The organism is Cupriavidus neocaledonicus (assembly GCF_000372525.1).
GTDB lineage: Bacteria > Pseudomonadota > Gammaproteobacteria > Burkholderiales > Burkholderiaceae > Cupriavidus > Cupriavidus neocaledonicus.
In genome coordinates this window covers 81920-103537 of record NZ_AQUR01000091.1, presented here as the reverse complement: position 1 = coordinate 103537, position 21618 = coordinate 81920, and the positions used below count along the sequence as shown (strand labels likewise).

The window sequence follows — 21618 nt, the reverse complement described above, 5'->3', positions numbered from 1 at the left end:
GGCGAGGGCCGGGCCAGCGTGGCGGGCTGCCCACGCGCGGGTATCAAAGTGCTTGCGAAACCGCTTGTAAGGGTCGGAAAGGCAAGGAAATTCCGGCGCCGGCGACCGCCCCGGGGTCGACCCCAAACGGGCCGGCGAAGGCATCTGCGATGGTATGATTAGCCCCAATTCACGGGCCTGGGGGGTATTTTGAGGTGCCGGCGTCACGCCGCGCCGACTCCCGCGCAGCCCGGCTTTTCCGAACCGAGCAATAGCCCCGATATCCGATACCAGGCCGCTCCCGCTTTGCTGCCGGAGTGGCCGATACCACACGAGAAACCGTGCGACTATCCTCGATCAAGCTGGCGGGCTTCAAGTCTTTCGTCGATCCCACCAATTTCCAGGTGCCGGGCCAACTGGTCGGCATCGTCGGTCCCAACGGCTGCGGCAAATCCAACATCATCGATGCGGTGCGCTGGGTGCTGGGCGAGTCACGCGCGTCCGAGCTGCGCGGCGAATCCATGCAGGACGTCATCTTCAACGGCTCGACCGCGCGCAAGCAGGCCGGCCGCGCCAGCGTCGAACTGGTGTTCGACAACGCCGAAGGCCGTGCCGCGGGCCAGTGGAGCCAGTACGCCGAAGTGGCGGTCAAGCGCGTGCTGACGCGCGACGGCACCTCGTCCTACTACATCAACAACCAGCCGGTGCGCCGGCGCGACATCCAGGACATCTTCCTGGGCACGGGCCTGGGCCCGCGCGCCTACGCCATCATCGGCCAGGGCATGATCTCGCGCATCATCGAGGCCAAGCCCGATGACATGCGCATCTTCCTGGAAGAGGCGGCGGGCGTGTCCAAGTACAAGGAGCGCCGCCGCGAGACCGAGAACCGGCTGTCCGACACCCGCGAAAACCTGACCCGGGTCGAAGACATCCTGCGCGAGCTCGGCAGCAACCTCGAAAAGCTCGAGGGCCAGGCCGAAGTGGCGCAGCGCTTCAAGACGCTGCAGGCCGACGGCGAAGAGAAGCAGCACCTGCTGTGGCTGCTGCGCAAGCGCGAGGCCCAGCAGGAGCAGGAACGCCACCAGCGCGCCATCGAGCAGGCCCAGATCGACCTGGAAGCGCAGACCGCGCAGCTGCGCCATGTCGAGGCCGAGCTGGAAACCATGCGCGCCGCGCACTATGCCGCCTCGGATGGCATGCACGCCGCGCAGGGCGCGCTGTACGAGGCCAATGCCGAGGTCAGCAAGCTCGAGGCCGAGATCCGCTACGTGGTCGAGTCGCGCAACCGCGTGCAGGCCCAGATCGCCGCGCTGGCCGCGCAGCGCGAGCAGTGGCAGGGCAAGGCCGGGCAGGCCACCGACGAACTCGCGCAGGCCGAGGAAAACCTGGCCGTGGCCGAAGGCCGCACGGTCGAGGCACAGGAGGCCGTCGCGCACAAGAACGACGAGCTGCCGACGCTGGAAGCACAGTGGCGCGACGCCCAGCAGCTGCTCAACGAGCAGCGCGCCGGCATCATGCAGGCCGAGCAGGCGCTGAAGCTGGAAGCCGCGCAGCAGCGCAGCGCCGACCAGATGCTGCAGCAGCTGGAACAGCGCCGCGAACGGCTGTCGGCCGAAGACAAGGGCCTGGACCGCCCCGACGAAACCCGGCTGGAGCAGGCCCGGGCCGAGCTGGCCGAGCAGGAAGCGCTGGTCGAGGAAGCCCAGGCCGTGCTCGCCGACGCCGAAGAGAACGTGCCGCGGCTGGACGAGGCGCGCCGCGCCGCGCAGGCGCGCGTGCACAGCGAAGCCGCCGCCATCGCCACGCTCGAGGCGCGGCTGTCGGCGCTGCGCCAGCTGCAGGAAAACGTGCAGACCGACGGCAAGGTGCAGCCGTGGCTCGCCAAACATGAACTGGCCGAGCTGCCGCGGCTGTGGAAGAAGGTCCATATCGAGCCGGGCTGGGAAAACGCGCTCGAATCCGTGCTGCGCGAGAAGCTGGCCGCGCTGGAAGTGTCGAACCTGGACTGGGTCAAGGCCTTTCTGTCCGACGCGCCGCCGGCCAAGCTGGCGTTCTACTCGCCGCCGGCCGCGGCGCGCCCGCTGGAAACGCCGGCCGGCCTGCGCCCGCTGATGGCGCTGGTGCAGATCACCGAGCCCGGTATCCGCGCGGTGATGCAGGACTGGCTCGCCGACGTCTATGTCGCCACCGACATGGCGCAGGCGCTGGCCGCGCGCAACACGCTGCCCGACGGCGCCTCGTTCGTGGTCGCCGAAGGCCACCTGGTGGGCCGCAACGCGATCCAGATCTACGCCGCCGATTCCGAGCAGGCCGGCATGCTCGCGCGCGAGCAGGAAATCGAAAACCTGCAGAAGCAGGCGCGCGCGCAGCTGCTGCTGTCCGATGAAGCCAAGACCGAGGCGGTGCGCGCCGAAGCGGCCTACACCCAGGCCAGCCAGGCGCTGGGCGAAGCGCGTGCGCGCGCCGAGCAGGCCACGCGCCGCGTGCACACGCTGCAGATGGACGTGCTCAAGCTGTCGCAGGCGATGGAGCGCTATGCCGCCCGCAGCGGGCAGATCCGCGAGGAACTGGAAGAGATCCACGCGCAGATCGAAGAACAGCGCGCCATCCGCGCCGAATCCGAAGCCAGCTTCGAGCAGCACGACGCCGCGCTGGCCGAGATGCAGGCCACCCACGAAGACCAGCAGATGGCCTTCGAGGCGCTGGACAGCAAGCTCTCGGGCGCGCGCCACCAGCTGCGCGACCTCGAGCGCGCCGCGCAGGAGGCGCTGTTTGCCGAGCGCAACCTGGCCAGCCGCATCGACGAGCTGCGCCGCAATATCCAGGTGGCGGCGGACCAGGCCGAGCGCATCGCCAAATCGCTGGAAAACGCCCGCACCGAACTCGAGACCATCAACGAGCAGACCGCGCATACCGGCCTGCAGGAAGCGCTCGAGCGCCGTGCCGAGAAGGAAGAAAAGCTCACCATCGCGCGCACCGAGCTCGATGCGCTGTCGGCGCAGCTGCGCCAGCACGACGAGCAGCGCCTGGCCGCCGAGCGCAGCCTGCAGCCGCTGCGCGACCGCATCACCGAGCTGCAGCTCAAGGAACAGGCCGCGCGCCTGAACCAGGAGCAGTTCAGCGAGCAGCTGAGCGCCGCCGCGGTGGACGAAGCCGCGCTGGCCGACAAGCTGACCGGCGACCTGAAGCCGTCGTACCTGCAGGGCGAAGTCACGCGCATCAACAACGCCATCAACGCGCTGGGCCCGGTCAACATGGCCGCGCTCGACGAACTGGCCGCGGCGCGCGAGCGCAAGACCTTCCTGGACGCGCAGTCGGCCGACCTGAACGACGCCATCGGCACGCTCGAGGACGCCATCGCCAAGATCGACCAGGAGACCCGCGCGCTGCTGCAGGGCACCTTCGACCAGGTCAACCATCATTTCGGCGAGCTGTTTCCGTCGCTGTTCGGCGGCGGCCAGGCGCGCCTGATCATGACCGGCGAGGAAATCCTCGACGCCGGCGTGCAGGTGATGGCGCAGCCGCCGGGCAAGAAGAACTCGACCATCCACCTGCTGTCGGGCGGCGAGAAGGCGCTGACCGCGATCGCGCTGGTGTTCGCGATGTTCCAGCTGAACCCGGCGCCGTTCTGCCTGCTGGACGAGGTCGACGCGCCGCTGGACGATGCCAATACCGAGCGCTACGCCAATATGGTGGCGCGCATGTCGGACAAGACCCAATTCGTTTTCATCTCACATAACAAGATCGCCATGGAAATGGCTCATCAACTCATTGGCGTGACCATGCAGGAGCAGGGCGTTTCCCGGATCGTGGCGGTAGATATGGACGCTGCAGTGTCGATGGCGGAGGCAGCATGAAGCTCAACATGGACCTGCAGACCGCGCTGATCGTCGCGGGCCTGGTTTTCGTGGTGCTGGTGTTCGGCTACAACCAGTGGCAGATCCGCAAGGCGCGCCGTCCGCGCGAGCTGCGGCCCGAGGACGACCTGCCGCCGATGCGCGAGCCGGTGGTCGGCCAGAGCACTGCGCCGGAAACCGCCGCACGCCTGCACGAAGCCGCCGCCGAGCAGCCGCCGCGGCGCGAGCCCACGCTGTCGCAGGCACCAGCGGGCGCCGGCGCCGCCGTGGCTGACAACAACCACGCCGCTGCCGCGGCGGCCGCGGCGGCCAGCAGCGCCGATGCGGACGAAGCGGTCGCCGAGGAAGTCGCCGTCGGGGCCGCGGCGACGCGTGCGTCGGCGGACGAGGCGGATGCCGCTATCGCCGTGGCACCGGCGCCCGCATCTGCTCCGGCACCCGCGCCTGTGCCTGCCCCGGCGCCGGCGCCCGCACCGGCTCCTGTCGCTGCCGTACCGGACGGCGAGCCCGCGCCCGCGGTCGTCGATCCGCTGATCGACTGCATCGTGCCGCTGCACCTGGAGCGCAAGGCGTCCGGCGACCGCATCCTGCCGCTGACCGGCCGGCTGCGCCGCGCCGGCACCAAGCCGGTCCATATCGAAGGCCTGCGCGCCGAAGCCAACGCGTGGGAGCCCGTCACCGCCGGCCATCAGTACGAAGACCTGCAGGTCGGCGTGCAGCTGGCCAACCGCGGCGGCCCGCTCAACGCGCTGGAGTTCTCCGAATTCATCACCGCGGTCGAATCGCTGGCCGAGTCGCTCGACGCCTCGGCCGACCTGCCCGACATGGGCGAGACCGTCGCCAACGCGCGCGAGCTCGACGCCTTTGCCGCCGCCTGCGACGTGCAGCTGGGCGTCAACGTGATCTCCGACGGCGCGCCGTGGTCGGCCGCCTATGTGCAGAACGTGGCGACGCAGGACGGGCTGGTGCTGTCGCGCGACGGCACCCGCTTTATCCGCTACCAGGCCAATGCCGAGGGCGTGCAGCGCCCGCTGTTCACGCTGCAGTTCGGCGACACCAACTTCCTGCGCGACGACCTCACCGTCAAGGCCGGCCGCCAGATCACGCTGCTGCTCGACGTGCCGGTGGCCGACCAGGGCGCCAGGCCGTTCAAGACCGTATGCGAATACGGCCATACGCTGGCGCAGCGCATGGGCGCGCAACTGGTCGACGACAACATGCGGCCGCTGACCGAAGCCTCGTTCGTCGCCATCTTCAACCAGCTCGAAGCGCTGTACCAGAAGCTGGAAGCGCGCGGCATGCCGGCCGGTTCGCCGGTGGCGCTGCGCCTGTTCAGCAACTAGCCGGAGCCTGCCATGACCGCGAAACACCGCGGCGCGCAGGCAGATGCCTCCGCGCCCGCCGGCGCCTTGCCGGCCGCCGCCGCCGCCAGCCGCGTTGCCTGGCTGCGCGAAGAGCTGGACCGCCACAACTACCAGTATTACGTCCTGGACGCGCCCACCGTTCCCGATGCCGAATACGACGCGCTGTTCAGCGAGCTGATGGCGCTGGAGCTCGAGCATCCCGAGCTGCAGACGCCGGACTCGCCCACCCAGCGCGTGGGCGGCGAGCCGCTGGCGGCATTCGATTCGGTGCGGCACCGCGTGCCGATGCTGTCGCTCAACAACGCCTTCGCCGACGACGACGTGCTCAACTTCGACCGCCGCTGCGCGCAGGGGCTGGGACGCAGCGCGCCCGCGGCGGGCGAGGCCGACCTGTTCAGCGCTGCCGACGCGGTCGAATACGCGTGCGAGCTGAAGTTCGACGGCCTCGCCATGTCGCTGCGCTATGAAGACGGCCGCCTGGTGCAAGCCGCCACGCGCGGCGATGGCGAGACCGGCGAGGACGTCACCGTCAACGTGCGCACCATCAAGGCGATCCCGCTGAAGCTGCGCGGCCAGGCGCCCGCGGTGCTGGAGGTGCGCGGCGAGGTCTTCATGTTCCGCCGCGACTTCGACAAGCTCAACGCGCGCCAGGCCGAGGCCGGCGAGAAGACCTTCGTCAACCCGCGCAACGCCGCCGCCGGCAGCCTGCGCCAGCTCGACCCGCGCATCACCGCGCGGCGCCCGCTGTCGTTCTTCGCCTACGGGCTGGGCGAGCTGCAGGGCGTGGAGCGCCCGCCGACCCACAGCGCCATGCTCGACGGCTTCGCCGCGCTGGGTTTGCCGGTGTGCAAGGAGCGCGCGGTGGTGAAGGGCGCGCAGGGGCTGCTCGATTTCTACCGCGAGATCGGCAAGCGCCGCGACGACCTGCCCTATGACATCGACGGCGTGGTCTACAAGGTCAACGCGCTGGCCGAGCAGGAGCGCCTGGGCTTTGTCTCGCGCGCGCCGCGCTTTGCGCTGGCGCACAAGTTCCCGGCGCAGGAAATGACCACCATCGTCGAGGACATCGAGGTGCAGGTCGGCCGCACCGGCGCGATCACGCCGGTGGCGCGGCTCAGGCCGGTGTTTGTCGGCGGCGTGACCGTGACCAATGCCACGCTGCACAACGAGGACGAGATCCGCCGCAAGGACGTGCATGTCGGCGACACCGTGATCGTGCGCCGCGCCGGCGACGTGATCCCGGAAGTCGTCGCCGTGGTGGCCGAGCGCCGCCCGGCTGACGCCCGCGCCTTCGTGATGCCGAGCGCCTGCCCGGTGTGCGGCTCGCATATCGAGAAGCTCGAGGACGAGGCCATTGCCCGCTGCACCGGCGGGCTGATCTGCGCGGCGCAGCGCAAGCAGTCGCTGCTGCATTTCGCGCAGCGGCGCGCCATGGATATCGAAGGCCTGGGCGACAAGCTGGTCGAGCAGCTGGTCGACCAGGGCATCGTGCGCACGCCGGCCGACCTGTACAAGCTCGGCGTCGCCAAGCTGGCAGCGCTCGAGCGCATGGCGGACAAGTCCGCCGCCAACCTGGTCGCGGCGATCGACAAGTCGCGCGCGACCACCATGAACCGCTTTATCTTCGCGCTTGGCATCCGCCACGTCGGCGAGGCCACCGCCAAGGACCTGGCCCGCCACTTCGGCAAGCTCGACGCGCTGATGGCGGCCGACGAGGCCGCGCTGCTCGAGGTCAACGACGTCGGCCCGGTCGTGGCGCAGTCGATCGCGCACTTCTTCGCCGAGCCGCACAACGTCGAGGTCATCGAGCAACTGCGCGCCGCCGGCGTACACTGGCCGGAAAGCGAGCCGGTGGCAAAGGCGCCGGCGCGGCTGTCGGGCAAGACCTTTGTCCTGACCGGCACGCTGCCGACGCTGTCGCGCGAAGCCGCCAAGGAACTGCTGGAAGCCGCCGGCGCCAAGGTGGCGGGGTCGGTGTCGAAGAAGACCGACTACGTGGTCGCCGGCGCCGAGGCCGGCAGCAAGCTGGACAAGGCCGAGGCGCTGGGCGTGCCGGTGCTGGACGAGGCCGGCATGCTGGCGCTGCTGGCGCAAGCCGGCGCCGCGCCGGCCGAGGAATAACCGGGAACAGGACCATGATCCGCGAGATTCTCAAGATGGGCGATCCGCGCCTGCTGCAGGTGGCGCGGCCGGTGGAGCGCTTCAATACGCCGGAGCTGCGCACGCTGATCGAAGACATGTTCGACACCATGGACCACGCCAACGGCGCGGGCCTGGCCGCGCCGCAGATCGGCGTGGACCTGCAGGTGGTGATCTTCGGCTTCGACCGCAATCCGCGCTACCCGGACGCGCCCACCGTGCCCAAGACGGTGCTGATCAACCCGGTGCTGGAAATGCCGTCCGACGAGATGGAGGACGGCTGGGAAGGCTGCCTGTCGGTACCGGGCCTGCGCGGCGTGGTGCCGCGGCACGTGCGGCTGAAGTACAGCGGCTACGACCTGATGGGCAACCGCATCGAACGCGTGGCCGAGGGCTTCCATGCGCGCGTGGTGCAGCATGAATGCGACCATCTGCAGGGGATTCTCTATCCGATGCGGATCAGGGATTTCCGGCAGTTCGGGTTTACCGAGATCCTGTTTCCGGATTTGCCGGCGAACAGCGACGATTGAATGGCGATGCCAATCGGCACGCTGCTGGTTTGCTCCCCTCTCCCGCTTGCGGGAGAGGGGCAGGGGGAGAGGGCAGGCGCTGGCATACCGACGGCTTTACTTCGTCGACATGCCGGCCCTCACCCCAACCCTCTCCCGCAAGCGGGAGAGGGAGTACAACAGCGGTAGAGAGGTGAGGCGGTGGCGATTTGCCGAAACGCCTGAAACAAAAAAGCGGCCATTGCGGCCGCTTTTTCACTTCAGAACTTCTCGAACTGCCCCAGGAAGCGCCATTTGCCGGGCGGCAGATCCCCCAGCACCACGCGCCCCATGCGCACGCGCTTGAGGCCCACCACCTGCAGCCCCACCTGCTCGCACATGCGGCGGATCTGGCGCTTGCGGCCCTCGCGCAGCACGAAGCGCAGCTGCTCTTCGTTCTGCCAGCTGACCTTGGCCGGCTTGAGCGGCACGCCGTCGAGCGACAGGCCGTGGCGCAGCAGTTCCAGGTCATCGGCCGGGAATTCCGCGCTGATGTTGCGCTCGACCGGCCCGTGCGGCGAATGCCAGACCACGCGCACCAGGTATTCCTTCTCGACGGTCGAATCCTCGCCGATCAGCGCGCGCGCGACGCGGCCGTCCTGCGTCAGCACCAGCAGGCCGGTGGAGTCGATATCGAGGCGGCCGGCCGGCGCCAGGTTCTTGCGCTGCCACGGCGCGAAGCGCTTGCGCGTGGGGTCGCCTTCCCACTGGTTCTCGGGGGCAAACAGCGCCGCGGCGGGCTCGTAGCCGTCCTCGGCCTGGCCCGAAACGTAGCCGACCGGCTTGTTCAGCAGCACGGTGACGCGCTCGCCTTGCTCGGAGCGCGCTTCCTGCAGGATCTCGATCTCGGCGTCGGGGCGGATGCGGCTTCCGAGTTCGGTCACGGGCTTGCCGTCGACCAGCACCCAGCCGCGCGGGATCCACTCGTCGGCCTCGCGGCGCGAGCACAGGCCGAGCTCGGACATGCGCTTGGACAGGCGTACCAGGCCGTCGTCGTGGGTGGACTCGTCGCGCACCGGGGCGGGCTTTTCCTGGCGCGCGGCTGGCGCGGGTGTCCGCGCCGGGCCGGCGGTGCGGATACGGTCGGCCGCGTCGCTGAAGCGGCGTGCCGGCGCCATGCCTTCGCGGCGGCGCTCGCCCGATGGCGCGGGGCGCGGCCGCTTGTCGTCATCGCCATGGCGGCGCGGGCGCGAGTCGGCGCCTTCGAAGCGGCGCGGGCGATTCTCGTCGTCGCCGAAACGGCGCGGCGGGCGCGATTCGCCGCCTTCGAAACGGCGCGGCCGAGCTTCGCCACGGTCGCCTGCGGGGCGACGCGGACGGCTGTCATCGTCGCCGAAGCGTCGCGGCGGACGCGATTCGTCGCCTTCGAAACGGCGCGGACGCGCTTCGCCGCGGTCGGCGCCAGGGCGGCGCGGACGGTTGTCATCGTCGCCGAAGCGTCGCGGCGGACGCGATTCGCTACCTTCGAAGCGGCGCGGACGCGCTTCGCCGCGGTCGGCGCCAGGGCGGCGCGGACGGCTGTCGTCGTCGCCGAAGCGGCGCGGCGGACGCGACTCGCCGCCTTCGAAGCGGCGCGGGCGTGCCTCGCCGGCATCCGCACGGCGCGGGCGCGCCTGGCGTTCGCCGTCGGCAGGGCGGGGCGCGCGTGGCTGGCGCGGCTGCGCCGGCGCCTCGCCCTGGGTTGCGCTGGTACCGCTCTTGCCGCCGGCACGCTGCTGGGCGCGCTTGATGCCCTCGGAAACGGCCTGCACGCGCTTGCGGTTCAGGTCGGACACGCGCACGGGGCGGGTGCCGCCCTTGCGCGCGGCCGTGCCGCTGTCGCTGGCGGCCTTGATGCCTAGCGTCTTGCGCTTCGGCGAATTGCTGTCGGTCATATGTTGATGCTGCCCGCCCGCCTCAGATGGCGAGGGCGGCGAGCAAGTCCTGTTCAAGCTGAATCTGCAATCGGTTGTCGGCAGCCAGGCGGCTGCCGTCTACCAGGAACACGTCTTCGACGCGTTCGCCCAGGGTGTTGATGCGTGCCGTGTGCACGGACACGCGATGCCGTGCCAGTACGCGGGCGATGGCGTACAGCAGGCCGGTGCGGTCGTTGGCGGACAGCGACAGCAGGTAATACTGGCCGCGCTCGTCCGGGCGCAGGTCGACGCGCGGCTTGATCGGGAAGCTGCGCGACTGGCGCGACAGCCGCCCCTGCGTGGGCTCGGGCAGCGCGCCCTGCAGCCGCAGCCGTTCGCACAGCTCGTGCTCGACCAGCGCGATGATGTCGCGGTAGTTGCCGCCATCGCCGGCCATGCCGGGGTCGGTGACCTGGAACGTATCGAGCGCGTAGCCGTGGCGCGTGGTGTGGATCTTGGCGTCCTGGATCGAGAACGCCTTGCGCTCGAAATAGCCGCAGATGCGCGCGAACAGGTCGGGCTGGTCCTTGATGTAGACCGCCACCTGCAGCCCTTCGCCGGCCGGCGACACGCGCGCCTTGACCACCGGCACCGGGCTGTCGACCTTGTTGTAGAGGTGGCGCGTCAGCCAGGCGATATCGTGCGAATCGTGGCGCAGGAAAAAGGCCACGTCCAGCTGCGCCCACAGCGACTTGCCCAGCGCCGGGTCGAACGCCTTCAGGCGCAGTTCCGAGATGGTGTCTTGCTTGCGCTGCGACCACAGCGAATGCGAGTCGACCCGCGCGCCACCCAGCACGCGCAGCGTGATGTGGTACAGGTCTTCCAGCAGCTTGCCCTTCCACGCATTCCACACCTTGGGGCTGGTGCCGCGGATATCGGCCACGGTCAGCAGGTAGAGCGCGGTCAGGTAGCGTTCGCTGCCGACCACTTCGGCGAAGGCATGGACCACGTCCGGATCGGTCAGGTCCTGCTTCTGCGCCACGTGGCTCATGGTGAGGTGGTGCTCGACCAGCCAGCAGATCAGGTCTGCGTCCTCGCGCGCAATGCCGTGCTGCCTGCAGAAGCGGCGCGCGTCGACGGTGCCGAGCCGCGAATGGTCGCCGCCGCGGCCCTTGGCGATGTCGTGGAACAGCGCCGCCACCCACAGCACCCAGGGCTTGTCGAAGCTGGCCATCAGCTGGCTGCAGAACGGGAACTCGTGGGTGTGCTCGACGATGGCGAAGCGGCGCATGTTGCGCACCACCATCAGGATGTGCTGGTCCACGGTGTAGACGTGGAACAGGTCGTGCTGCATCTGCCCGACGATGCGCCGGAAGTTGATCAGGTAGCGGCCCAGCACGCTGGTCTGGTTCATCAGCCGCAGCGCGTGGGTGATGCCCTGCGGCTCCTGCACGATGGCCAGGAACAGCCGGCGGTTCTCGGGATCGTTACGCCAGCGCGCGTCCATCACCGTGCGCGCGTTGTACAGTCCGCGCAGCGTGCGCGGCGCCAGCCCCTTCACGCCCGGCGTGCGCTCGTACAGCAGGAAGGTTTCGAGGATGGCGTGCGGGTCGCGCTCGTAGACGTCGTCGCTGGTGATTTCGAGCATGCCCTGGCGCTCGACAAAGCGTTCGTTGAGCACGCGCGTCACCTGCGACTCGCTCGGGAACAGCATCGCCTCGATATTGAGCAGCAGCACGCTGTTGAGCTGGGTCACTGCCTTGGCGGCCCAGTAGTAGCGGCGCATCAGCTGTTCGCTGGCGCGCTTGTGGGCGTTCTGGCGGTAGCCGAAGGCCTCGGCCAGCGCGGTTTGCAGGTCGAACACCAGCACGTCCTGGCGGCGCCCGGCGACCAGGTGCAGGCGCGCGCGGATGGTCTTGAGCAGGCGCTCGTTGCGGGCCAGTTCCTGCGCTTCGCGCTGCGTCAGCAGGCCTTTCTCGAACAATTCCTTCCAGCTGTCGCCCAGGCCCGCGGCCTTGGTCATCCACAGGATCACCTGCAGGTCGCGCAGGCCGCCCGGGCTCTCCTTGCAGTTGGGCTCGAGCGCGTAGGGCGTGTCCTGGTACTTGGCGTGGCGCTGGCGCATTTCCAGCAGCTTGGCCTGGAAGAATGCCGCCGGGTCCAGGTCGGCCTGGTAGCGGCTGCGCAGTGCCTCGAACAGCTTGCGGTTGCCGGTCAGCAGGCGCGCCTCGAGCAGCGAGGTCTGGATGGTGACGTCCTGGCGCGATTCGCGGATGCAGTCGTCGACCGTGCGCACCGCCGAGCCGATCTCGAGCCCGAGGTCCCAGCACAGGCCGATGAAGCGTTCCAGCTTGCCGGCGGTATCCCGGTCGGGCTCGGCGGGCAGCAACAGCAGCACGTCGACGTCCGAGTACGGGAACAGCTCGCCGCGGCCGTAGCCGCCCACCGCCACCAACGCCGCGTCGGCGGGCATGGCCAGCCCGCGCCAGGCCTCGCCCAGTGCGGCATCGACGGCGCGGCGCAGCCGCGTGGTCAGCGTACCGGCATTGGCGCTGGCGTGGAAGTCCGCAAACAGCACCTGCTTGTCGGCTTTGAGCCGGTCGCGCACGCGCGCGGCCAGCAGCAGTTCCGGCGTGGTGTCCATGGAGAGGGCGGAAGGGTTCGTGGGCACGGCTGGAAAAAGAAGGGCGCCCGGTCAGGCGCCCTGGCTCTGCGCGGCGTCAGGCCGCCACGGAATCGGTAATGAAGGCCGGCGGCGCCGGGGTGCCGGCGGACACCGTCAGCACCTCGTAGCCGGTCTCGGTGACCAGCACCGTGTGCTCCCACTGCGCCGACAGACTGCGGTCGCGGGTCTTCACGGTCCACTGGTCGGGCATGGTGCGGATCTCGCGCTTGCCGGCGTTGATCATCGGCTCCACCGTGAAGATCATGCCGGCCTTGATCTCGGCGCCGGTGCCGGGGCGGCCGTAGTGCAGGATCTGCGGGTCTTCATGGAAGTTCTTGCCGATGCCGTGGCCGCAGTACTCGCGCACCACGCTGTAGCCGGCGGCCTCGGCGTGCACCTGGATGGCGTGGCCGATATCGCCGAGGCGCGCGCCATGGCGCACCTGCGCGATGCCCTTCCACATGCACTCGTAGGTCACCTGCGCCAGCCGCCTGGCGAGGATCGAGCCTTCGCCGACGATGAACATGCGGCTGGTGTCGCCGTAGTAGCCGTCCTTGGTGATGACGGTGATGTCGAGATTGACGGCGTCGCCGCTCTTGAGCACGCGCTCGCCGGGAATGCCGTGGCAGATCACGTCGTTGACCGAGGTGCAGATCGCGCCGGGGAAGGGCGGGTAGCCCGGGGGCGCATAATTCAGCGGCGCCGGCACGGTGCCCTGCACGTCGCGCATATAGGCGTGGCACAGGCGGTCAAGTTCGCCGGTGGTGACGCCGGGCTGCACGAAGGGCGTGATGTAGTCGAGGACTTCGGAGGCAAGGCGGCAAGCCACGCGCATGTGGGCGATGTCTTCGGCGGTGTTCAGGTAAATGCTCATGCTGCGTCGCCAGAAAAAGTGAAGGCGGGGCCACTGGCCGCGCCGGAATCGAACGTTCAAAGTGGGATTATCGCACCATCGAGGCCGGATCGCAGCCTGTTCCGGGGCGCCCGTGCCAGTGCGCCCGAGGCGGAAGAGGCCGGGGCGGCTTGAGCGGGCGACACTTTTGTTGCTACAATAGCGGGCTGATCTGGTTGCGCCGCAGCAATTGCGAATTGCGCCGGCCAGGTCGGTTATTTTGGCAGGTCCTTTCCTGCCGCTGGAAATCGCTGGCCCGCCTATCCGGGGTGTTCCTTTTCAGGAATGTCGGGGCGGGCTTCAGACCTAACCCTTTGGAGATTTACATGTCCGTGACCATGCGCGAAATGCTGGAAGCCGGTTGCCACTTCGGCCACCAGACCCGCTTCTGGAACCCGAAGATGGCCCCCTTCATCTTCGGCCACCGCAACAAGATCCACATCATCAACCTCGAAAAGACGCTGCCGATGTTCCAGGACGCCATGAAGTACGTGCGTCAGCTGGCGGCCAATCGCGGCACCATCCTTTTCGTGGGCACCAAGCGCCAGTCGCGCGAAATCCTGGCTGAAGAAGCTGGCCGTGCCGGCATGCCCTACGTCGACGCCCGCTGGCTCGGCGGCATGCTGACCAACTTCAAGACGGTCAAGACCTCGATCAAGCGCCTGAAGGACATGGAAGCCGCCAAGGAAGCCGGCGCGCTGGAAACCATGAGCAAGAAGGAAGCGCTGATGTTCGAGCGCGAGATGATCAAGCTGGAAAAGTCGATCGGCGGCATCAAGGAAATGGGCGGCGTGCCTGACGCGATCTTCGTGGTCGACGTCGGCTACCACAAGATCGCCGTGACCGAAGCTAACAAGCTGGGCATCCCCGTGATCGGCGTGGTCGATACCAACCACTCGCCGGAAGGCATCGATTACGTGATCCCGGGCAACGACGACTCGAGCAAGGCTGTCGCCCTGTACGTGCGCGGCGTGGCCGACGCCATCCTGGAAGGCCGTGCCAACGCCGTGCAGGAAGTCGTTGAAGCCGCCCGCGGCGACGACGAATTCGTCGAAGTGCAGGAAGGCTGATAGCCTCCCGGCCCGCTGCTGAAAGGAACCCGATAGCGCGCACGTCAACACACGACAGGCAGGCATCGCCTGCCGCCCGGCACGCCGGGCAGCGCGCAGGGCGCAAGCCGGGGAACGTCGGCGGCAGGGCAAAAAAAGGGGGCACTTCTGGCGCCCCCTTTTTTCGAATTTGAATTGTTGTCATCCGCCGCAGGCAAGATCTGTCGCGGGTGCGCTGAAGACCCACCGACCGGGTGCCGCGGGCGACTGCCGGCAGCCGGCGCGAACCATTCAAGGAGTGACAAATGGCGGCAATTACCGCAAGCATGGTTGCAGAACTGCGCGCGAAGACCGACGCGCCGATGATGGAATGCAAGAAGGCCCTGACCGAGGCCGACGGCGACCTGAACAAGGCCGAAGAGCTGCTGCGCGTCAAGCTGGGCAACAAGGCCAGCAAGGCCGCCTCGCGCGTGACCGCCGAAGGCGTGGTCGCATCGTTCATCGACGGCACCACTGGCGTGCTGGTCGAACTGAACTGCGAGACCGATTTCGTCTCCAAGAACGACGACTTCCTGGCCTTCTCGGCCAAGGTGGCTGAACTGATCGCCAAGCAGAACCCGGCCGACGTGGCCGCGCTGTCGGCGCTGGAAATCGACGGCGTCAGCGTCGAAGCCACCCGCGCTGCCCTGATCGGCAAGATCGGCGAGAACATGACGATCCGCCGCTTTGCCCGCTACGCCAACGGCGGCAAGCTGGTCTCGTACCTGCACGGCACCCGCATCGGCGTGATGGTCGAGTTCGACGGCGACGAAGCTGCCGCTAAGGACGTCGCCATGCACGTGGCCGCGATGAAGCCGGTGTCGCTGTCGGCCGAGCAGGTCCCCGCCGACCTGATCGCCAAGGAGCGCAGCATCGCCGAGCAGAAGGCTGCCGAGTCGGGCAAGCCGGCCGAGATCGCCGCCAAGATGGTCGAGGGTTCGGTGCAGAAGTACCTGAAGGAAGTCTCGCTGTTCAACCAGCCGTTCGTGAAGAACGACAAGCAGACCGTCGAGCAGATGCTGAAGGCCGCCAACACGACCGTGAAGGGTTTCACCCTGTACGTCGTGGGCGAAGGCATCGAGAAGAAGCAGGACGACTTCGCCGCTGAAGTGGCCGCCCAGGTGGCCGCTGCCCAGAAGGGCTGATGTCGGGGGCGCCGGGGACTGGCCGTCATGGCCGGCCCGGGCGCCTATAATGCCGCAGGGGCGCCGCAAGGTGCCCCTCTGCATAAGTAGTGCAGCACGGCGCCGCCGTGCCTTGCACTGCAGCAGTCCGTTTCCGCGGTGGTCCGGTCAGGCCGGGGTACCCCGAAAACCGGCTTTTCTCCTGCCGGCGGCACGCTGATCCGTGCCGCCGGTGCCAAAACATACGTCCCAGTGTGTCTCAACCGAGTCGTCTCAACCGAGCCGTCTCAACCGAGCGAACTGCTCCTTCCGAGGGTGAACATGCCAGCCTACAAGCGCGTCCTTCTGAAACTGTCCGGTGAAGCCCTGATGGGCGACGATGCCTTCGGCATCAACCGCTCCACCATCGAGGCGATGGTGAACGACATTGCCGAGATCGTGAAGCTCGGCGTGCAGGTGGCGGTGGTGATCGGCGGCGGCAATATCTTCCGCGGCGTCGCCGGCGGCGCTGCCGGCATGGACCGCGCCACCGCCGACTACATGGGCATGCTGGCCACCATGATGAACGCGCTGGCGCTGCAGGACGCGATGCGCCACGCCAATATCGAAGGCCGCGTGCAGTCGGCGCTGCGCATGGACCAGGTGGTCGAGCCCTATATCCGCCCGCGCGCGATCCGCCAGCTGGAAGAAGGCAAGGTGGTGATCTTCGCCGCCGGCACCGGCAACCCGTTCTTTACCACCGACACCGCGGCCGCGCTGCGCGGCTCCGAGATCGGCGCCGAGATCGTGCTGAAGGCGACCAAGGTCGACGGCGTGTACACCGCCGACCCGAAGAAGGATCCGAGCGCCACGCGCTACACCACCATCAGCTTCGACGAGGCCATCTCGCGCAACCTGCAGGTGATGGACGCCACCGCCTTCGCGCTGTGCCGCGACCAGAAGCTGCCGATCAAGGTGTTCTCGATCGTGAAGCCGGGCGCGCTCAAGCGCGTCATCCTGGGCGAGGATGAGGGTACGCTGGTACACGTGTGAGCCGCATCTGTGAGTCCGGTAACGGATGCCGCGCCGCGGCGCTGGTATCCGGCCGGGCAAAGAGTAGAATGATTCATTTTCGATCCCTACCATTGGGGTCTTGGTTGGCTGATTTCCGGAGGTAAAAATGAGCGTCGCCGACACAAAGAAGAGCGTCGAGCAGAAAATGCAGAAGTCGATCGAAGCCTTCAAGGCCGATCTGGCTAAGATCCGCACCGGCCGTGCCCATACCGGCCTGCTCGACCACGTTCAGGTGGATTACTACGGCTCGATGGTGCCGATCAGCCAGGTCGCGGCGATCGGGCTGGCCGATGCCCGTACCATCACGGTGCAGCCGTGGGAAAAGAAAATGGTGGGCGCGGTCGAAAAGGCCATCCGCGATTGCGACCTGGGCCTGAATCCGGCCACCATGGGCGAAGTGATCCGTGTGCCGATGCCTGCACTGACCGAAGAGCGCCGCAAGGAGCTGACCAAGGTCGTGAAGGGCGAGGCCGAGGGTGCCAAGGTGGCGGTGCGCAACCTGCGCCGCGATGCCAACGAGCAGTTCAAGAAACTGGTCAAGGACAAGACCATTTCCGAGGACGAAGAGCGCCGCGGCCAGGACGAGGTGCAGAAACTGACCGACAAGTACGTGGCCGAGATCGACAAGATGGTCGCGGAAAAAGAGAAGGAGATCATGACGGTCTGACGCCCGTCCCGGCCTTGCCGGGACTGTCAGCGACCGTCTCACGCCCATGCAGCACATCAGCTCGACGCTTGCCGTACCCGATACTTCCTACGTGCCCAGGCACGTTGCCATCATCATGGACGGCAACGGCCGCTGGGCGACCCAGCGGCATCTGCCGCGCGTGGCGGGTCACAGCCGCGGGCTGGACGCCGTGCGCGCGGTGGTGGAAGCCTGCGCCGCCAGGGGCGTGCAGTACCTGACGCTGTTCGCGTTCAGTTCCGAGAACTGGCGCCGTCCGGCCGACGAGGTCTCGTTCCTGATGCGGCTGTTCATGATGTCGCTGCGGCGCGAAGTGGTGAAGATGCACGCCAACAACATCCGGCTGCGGGTGGTGGGCGACCTGAGCCGCTTCAGCCCGCGCATCCAGCGCCTGATCAAGGATGCCGAGGCGCGCACCGCCGGCAATACCGGCCTGACAGTCACCATCGCCGCCAACTACGGCGGGCGCTGGGACCTGCTGCAGGCCATGCGCAAGATGCTGGCGCGCTCGCCCATGCTCGATCCCGAAACCATCGACGAATCGCTGCTGGCCCCGCACCTGGCGATGGCCTATGCGCCCGAGCCGGACCTGTTCATCCGCACCGGCGGCGAACAGCGCATCAGCAATTTCCTGCTGTGGCAGCTCGCCTATTCCGAGCTGTACTTCACCGACGTCTACTGGCCGGATTTCGACGCCGCGGAACTCGACAAGGCCTTTGCCTCGTACCGCCAGCGCGAACGCCGCTTCGGCCGCACCAGCGCGCAACTGGTCGCGCCCGGACTCTCGGGTACGGCCTGAGGCCGGCCACTCCAACTTTTCACGGGACCGCAGCGCATGCTCCTCACCCGCGTCATCACCGCCCTGTGCCTGTTGCTGCTGATCCTGCCGATCCTGTTCCTGGCGCCGCCGGCGGGCCTGGCGGGACTGCTCGGCGTGATCGTGCTGCTGGCCGGCTGGGAATTCGGCCGCATGATCGGCCTGCGCGGGCCTTGGCCCTACGTCTATGCGCTGGCCTGCCTGATCGCCACCATCGCCTGGCATGACCTGCCGCAGCGCCACGCCACCACCTGGCTGCTCGAGGCCGCGGTGGTGTGCTGGGGCGTCGCGGTGGTGCTGCTGGCGCGCGGCGTGCGCACCGCCACGCCGTCCTTCACCGCGCTGGGCGCGGTGCTGGGGCTGGTGATGCTGCCCGCGTTTGCCCATGCCACCATGATCCTGCGCGGCGCCGGCATCGGCGTGCTGCTGACCGCCGCGGTGCTGGTGTGGGCCGCCGACATCGGCGCGTATTTCACCGGCAAGGCGATCGGCCGGCGCAAGCTGGCGCCCGGCATCAGCCCCGGCAAGTCGTGGGAAGGCGCCATCGGCGGCTGGGTACTGGCGCTGGCGATCGGCCTCGCGCTGGCCGCCACCCACGCCTTTGCCCCGACCTGGTTCTCGGTGATGGGCGACCGCGGCGGGCTGGGCTTCGTCGCCGCGCTGACCACGCTGCTGGTCGTGGCGAGCGTGGTGGGCGACCTGTTCGAATCCCTGCTCAAGCGCCAGGTCGGCAAGAAGGACAGCAGCCGGCTGCTGCCCGGCCATGGCGGCGTGCTGGACCGCATCGACGCCTTGCTGCCGGTGTTCCCGCTGGCGGCCCTGATGCTGATTTTTCTCTGAAGCCGTCTGCTATGCATCGCATCACCATCCTGGGCGCCACCGGCTCCATCGGAGACAGCACGCTCGACGTGATCCGGCGCCATCCCGGCCGTTACGTGGCGCATGCGCTCAGCGCCCATCGGCAGGTGCGCAAGCTGGCCGACCAGTGCATCGAGTTCCGCCCGGCGCGCGCCGTGGTGGGAACGGCCGAGGCGGCGCGCGAGCTGGAAACGCTGCTGCGCGCTGCCCGCGTCGCCACCGAGGTCAGCTACGGCGAGGCCGCACTGGAATCCATCGCCGCCGATGCGCAGACCGATGCGGTGATGGCCGCCATCGTCGGCGCGGCGGGCCTGCGTCCGACGCTGGCGGCGGCGCGCGCCGGCAAGCGCGTGCTGCTGGCCAACAAGGAAGCCCTGGTCATGTCCGGGCGCATCTTCATGGACGCGGTGCGCGAGCATGGCGCCACGCTGCTGCCGATCGACAGCGAGCACAACGCCATCTTCCAGTGCCTGCCCGCCGACGACCCGCGCTACGGCCGCGGCGTGGCCAAGGTGCTGCTGACCGCGTCGGGCGGGCCGTTCCGCACGCGCGACCCGGCCACGCTGCACGATATCTCGCCCGACCAGGCCTGCGCCCATCCCAACTGGGTCATGGGCCGCAAGATCTCGGTCGACTCCGCCACCATGATGAACAAGGGCCTCGAGGTAATCGAGGCGCACTGGCTGTTCGGCGCCCCGGCCGAACGCATCGAGGTGCTGATCCACCCGCAGAGCATCGTGCATTCGATGGTGGCCTACGCCGATGGCTCGGTGCTGGCGCAGCTGGGCAACCCGGACATGCGCACGCCGATCGCCTATGGCCTCGCCTATCCTGAGCGGATCGACGCGGGCGTGACCCCGCTCGACCTGACCGTCGCCGGCGGGCTGCATTTCGAAAAGCCAGACCTGGTGCGGTTCCCATGCCTGGGGCTGGCCTTCGACGCGCTGCGCGCGGCGGGAGTGGCGCCGGCGGTGCTCAACGCCGCCAATGAAGTGGCGGTAGAGGCATTCCTGGCCGGTCAGGTGCGCTTTACCGATATCGCCGGCATCGTGCGCCAGGTGCTGGACGAAGCACCGAACGGCCCAGCCGATACGCTCGAGGCCGTGCTCCGTGCCGACGCGCTGGCGCGCGAGGCGGCCAGGGCCGGCGTCAGCGCGCGGGCCATCGCCCGCTGATGCGGCGGGGCGGTCTGCCGCATCTGCGACAATAGCGGCTGCGCCGGCCGGTCCTTCCAGGACCGCGCGGGCCGGCCCAGCGACCTTACCGACGTCCCCGCACCATGCAAACCGTACTCGCTTTCATCGTTGCCCTGTGCGTGCTGATCTACGTGCACGAAATGGGCCACTACCTGGCCGCGCGCGCCTGCGGCGTGAAGGTGCTGCGCTTTTCCATCGGCTTCGGGCGGCCGCTGCTGCGCTGGATCTCGAAAAGCCGCGACCGCACCGAATGGACCGTGGCGGCGATTCCGCTGGGCGGCTACGTCAAGATGCTCGACGAGCGCGAGCTCGATCCCGCGGGCGACGCCCCGATCGACCCGGCCGACCTGCCGCGCGCCTTTAACCGCCAGCCGGTGGGCAAGCGCTTCGCCATCGTCGCGGCGGGTCCGCTGGCCAACTTCGCGCTGGCGATCGTGCTGTATTTCGCGCTGTTCGCCGGCGGCATGCGCGAACCCGTGCCGGTGGTGGCGGCGCCCGCGGCCGGCACCATGGCGGCGCAGGCCGGCGTGCGCGAGGGCGACCGGGTGCTGTCGCTGACCGCCAACGGCCACACCGAGCCGGTGCGTTCCTGGAACGACCTGCGCATGGCGGTGTTTGCCGAAGGCTTCGGCGACGCGCGCGCGGTGCTGCGCGTGCGCGGCGCCGACGGTGCCGAGCGCGACGTCACGCTGCCGCGCCTGCCCAATACCGGCGGCAACCCCGAGCAGGATCCGCTGGCCACGCTCGGCCTGAACCTGAAGGGCGGGCCGGTGACGATCACCGAGGTGCTTCCCGATTCGGCCGCCGAACGCGCCGGCCTGCGCAAGGGCGACCGCATCGTAGCCTGGCAGGGCAGCCCGCTGACGCAGGCCAGCGCGCTGATCAAGGCGGTGCGCAGCCAGCCAGGCCAGGCCGTGACGCTGGGCATCGAACGCGACGGCCAGCGCCTGGACGTACCGGTCACGCTCGACACGGCCGCGGCGCGCGATGGCGCCACCGATGCCAGCGGCGCCGCGCCGGCGCCCGCTGGCAAGCTGGGCGCCGCGCTCAGCCAGGCGGTGCAGATGGAGACCGTGCGCTACCGGCCGGACCAGGCGCTGGCACGCGCGGCGGGGCAGGTCTGGGATACCAGCGCGCTGTCGCTCAAGCTGCTGGGCAAGATGCTGGTGGGGCAGGCTTCGCTGCAGAACCTGAGCGGTCCGCTGACCGTCGCGGACTACGCCGGACGTGCCGCAAACCTCGGCATACAGGCCTTTGTCAGCTTCCTGGCGCTGGTCAGCGTTAGTCTTGGCGTACTCAATTTGTTACCCATTCCGGTTCTGGATGGGGGGCATTTGCTGTATTATTGCGTGGAATTTTTGACTGGCCGGCCCGTCCCAGACCACTGGCAGGCAATGCTGCAGAAGGTTGGCATCGCCTGCATCTTGCTCCTGACTTCGCTCGCTTTGTTCAATGACGTCAGCCGAATGTTTCTGGCGAACGGCTAGAAACGTGTGTCGGCAAGGGGTGGTGGTGTCG

At 68.5% G+C, this 21618-nt stretch carries 15 protein-coding genes; 12 read left to right on the top strand and 3 right to left on the bottom strand.

The window, feature by feature from the left end; genetic code table 11:
- The first annotated feature begins 320 nt into the window (after nucleotides 1-320).
- Genes smc through def form a run of 4 tightly spaced genes read left to right on the top strand, consistent with a single transcriptional unit; the run spans nucleotide 321 to nucleotide 7869 of the window.
- On the top strand, nucleotides 321-3836 hold the full coding sequence (gene smc, locus A3AG_RS0112355; RefSeq protein ID WP_026164143.1) for a chromosome segregation protein SMC: 3516 nt from the start codon (nucleotides 321-323) through the stop codon (nucleotides 3834-3836).
- Nucleotides 3833-5179, top strand: a complete 1347-nt coding sequence (locus A3AG_RS0112350; RefSeq protein WP_018005699.1) for a cell division protein ZipA C-terminal FtsZ-binding domain-containing protein — start codon at nucleotides 3833-3835, stop codon at nucleotides 5177-5179. The genes smc and A3AG_RS0112350 overlap by 4 nt, the downstream gene beginning before the upstream one ends.
- Nucleotides 5180-5191: 12 nt before the next feature.
- Nucleotides 5192-7321, top strand: a complete 2130-nt coding sequence (ligA, locus tag A3AG_RS0112345) for an NAD-dependent DNA ligase LigA (RefSeq protein ID WP_018005698.1) — start codon at nucleotides 5192-5194, stop codon at nucleotides 7319-7321.
- A 14-nt stretch (nucleotides 7322-7335) separates the two neighbouring features.
- Nucleotides 7336-7869: a peptide deformylase gene (gene def, locus A3AG_RS0112340; RefSeq protein WP_018005697.1), complete on the top strand. Its 534-nt coding sequence runs from the start codon at nucleotides 7336-7338 to the stop codon at nucleotides 7867-7869.
- 239 nt (nucleotides 7870-8108) lie between these two features.
- Here def and A3AG_RS0112335 read toward each other — a convergent pair whose 3' ends face one another.
- The 3 genes from A3AG_RS0112335 to map all read right to left on the bottom strand — a co-directional run bounded on the left by A3AG_RS0112335 (nucleotide 8109) and on the right by map (nucleotide 13261).
- Entirely contained in the window at nucleotides 8109-9761 is a 1653-nt protein-coding gene (locus A3AG_RS0112335; protein ID WP_018005696.1) for a pseudouridine synthase, read from the bottom strand.
- A 22-nt stretch (nucleotides 9762-9783) separates the two neighbouring features.
- Nucleotides 9784-12366, bottom strand: coding sequence for a [protein-PII] uridylyltransferase (locus A3AG_RS0112330; protein WP_026164141.1), 2583 nt, complete (start codon nucleotides 12364-12366; stop codon nucleotides 9784-9786).
- A gap of 76 nt (nucleotides 12367-12442) precedes the next feature.
- On the bottom strand, nucleotides 12443-13261 hold the full coding sequence (gene map / locus A3AG_RS0112325) for a type I methionyl aminopeptidase (RefSeq protein ID WP_018005694.1): 819 nt from the start codon (nucleotides 13259-13261) through the stop codon (nucleotides 12443-12445).
- A 344-nt stretch (nucleotides 13262-13605) separates the two neighbouring features.
- Here map and rpsB point away from each other — a divergent pair, with 344 nt between their 5' ends.
- The 8 genes from rpsB (at nucleotide 13606) to rseP (ending at nucleotide 21587) form a co-directional block, all read left to right on the top strand.
- Nucleotides 13606-14349 carry a 30S ribosomal protein S2 gene (gene rpsB, locus A3AG_RS0112320; protein ID WP_012352954.1) on the top strand — a complete coding sequence of 248 codons (744 nt, stop codon included), beginning with the start codon at nucleotides 13606-13608 and terminating at the stop codon, nucleotides 14347-14349.
- A gap of 284 nt (nucleotides 14350-14633) precedes the next feature.
- The gene (gene tsf, locus A3AG_RS0112315; RefSeq protein WP_018005693.1) at nucleotides 14634-15512 is read left to right on the top strand and encodes a translation elongation factor Ts; all 879 of its coding nucleotides are present in this window, start codon (nucleotides 14634-14636) and stop codon (nucleotides 15510-15512) included.
- A gap of 300 nt (nucleotides 15513-15812) precedes the next feature.
- Entirely contained in the window at nucleotides 15813-16523 is a 711-nt protein-coding gene (pyrH, locus tag A3AG_RS0112310; RefSeq protein WP_012352952.1) for a UMP kinase, read from the top strand.
- A gap of 127 nt (nucleotides 16524-16650) precedes the next feature.
- Nucleotides 16651-17211: a ribosome recycling factor gene (gene frr / locus A3AG_RS0112305; RefSeq protein ID WP_018005692.1), complete on the top strand. Its 561-nt coding sequence runs from the start codon at nucleotides 16651-16653 to the stop codon at nucleotides 17209-17211.
- A 46-nt stretch (nucleotides 17212-17257) separates the two neighbouring features.
- Entirely contained in the window at nucleotides 17258-18028 is a 771-nt protein-coding gene (locus A3AG_RS0112300; RefSeq protein WP_012352950.1) for an isoprenyl transferase, read from the top strand.
- Nucleotides 18029-18064: 36 nt separating this feature from the next.
- The gene (locus tag A3AG_RS0112295; protein ID WP_018005691.1) at nucleotides 18065-18886 is read left to right on the top strand and encodes a phosphatidate cytidylyltransferase; all 822 of its coding nucleotides are present in this window, start codon (nucleotides 18065-18067) and stop codon (nucleotides 18884-18886) included.
- Nucleotides 18887-18897: 11 nt separating this feature from the next.
- Nucleotides 18898-20079: a 1-deoxy-D-xylulose-5-phosphate reductoisomerase gene (ispC, locus tag A3AG_RS0112290; RefSeq protein ID WP_018005690.1), complete on the top strand. Its 1182-nt coding sequence runs from the start codon at nucleotides 18898-18900 to the stop codon at nucleotides 20077-20079.
- 104 nt (nucleotides 20080-20183) lie between these two features.
- Nucleotides 20184-21587, top strand: a complete 1404-nt coding sequence (gene rseP / locus A3AG_RS0112285; RefSeq protein WP_018005689.1) for an RIP metalloprotease RseP — start codon at nucleotides 20184-20186, stop codon at nucleotides 21585-21587.
- Nucleotides 21588-21618 lie beyond the last annotated feature (31 nt).

Excerpts from the sequence above, each read along its gene's own strand:
- A3AG_RS0112350 (WP_018005699.1), top strand. The coding sequence starts at position 3,833 with ATGAAGCTCAACATGGACCTGCAGACCGCGCTGATCGTCGCGGGCCTG.
- ligA (WP_018005698.1), top strand. The coding sequence starts at position 5,192 with ATGACCGCGAAACACCGCGGCGCGCAGGCAGATGCCTCCGCGCCCGCC.
- def (WP_018005697.1), top strand. The coding sequence starts at position 7,336 with ATGATCCGCGAGATTCTCAAGATGGGCGATCCGCGCCTGCTGCAGGTG.
- A3AG_RS0112335 (WP_018005696.1), bottom strand. The coding sequence starts at position 9,761 with ATGACCGACAGCAATTCGCCGAAGCGCAAGACGCTAGGCATCAAGGCC.
- A3AG_RS0112330 (WP_026164141.1), bottom strand. The coding sequence starts at position 12,366 with ATGGACACCACGCCGGAACTGCTGCTGGCCGCGCGCGTGCGCGACCGG.
- map (WP_018005694.1), bottom strand. The coding sequence starts at position 13,261 with ATGAGCATTTACCTGAACACCGCCGAAGACATCGCCCACATGCGCGTG.
- rpsB (WP_012352954.1), top strand. The coding sequence starts at position 13,606 with ATGTCCGTGACCATGCGCGAAATGCTGGAAGCCGGTTGCCACTTCGGC.
- tsf (WP_018005693.1), top strand. The coding sequence starts at position 14,634 with ATGGCGGCAATTACCGCAAGCATGGTTGCAGAACTGCGCGCGAAGACC.
- pyrH (WP_012352952.1), top strand. The coding sequence starts at position 15,813 with ATGCCAGCCTACAAGCGCGTCCTTCTGAAACTGTCCGGTGAAGCCCTG.
- frr (WP_018005692.1), top strand. The coding sequence starts at position 16,651 with ATGAGCGTCGCCGACACAAAGAAGAGCGTCGAGCAGAAAATGCAGAAG.
- A3AG_RS0112300 (WP_012352950.1), top strand. The coding sequence starts at position 17,258 with ATGCAGCACATCAGCTCGACGCTTGCCGTACCCGATACTTCCTACGTG.
- A3AG_RS0112295 (WP_018005691.1), top strand. The coding sequence starts at position 18,065 with ATGCTCCTCACCCGCGTCATCACCGCCCTGTGCCTGTTGCTGCTGATC.
- ispC (WP_018005690.1), top strand. The coding sequence starts at position 18,898 with ATGCATCGCATCACCATCCTGGGCGCCACCGGCTCCATCGGAGACAGC.
- rseP (WP_018005689.1), top strand. The coding sequence starts at position 20,184 with ATGCAAACCGTACTCGCTTTCATCGTTGCCCTGTGCGTGCTGATCTAC.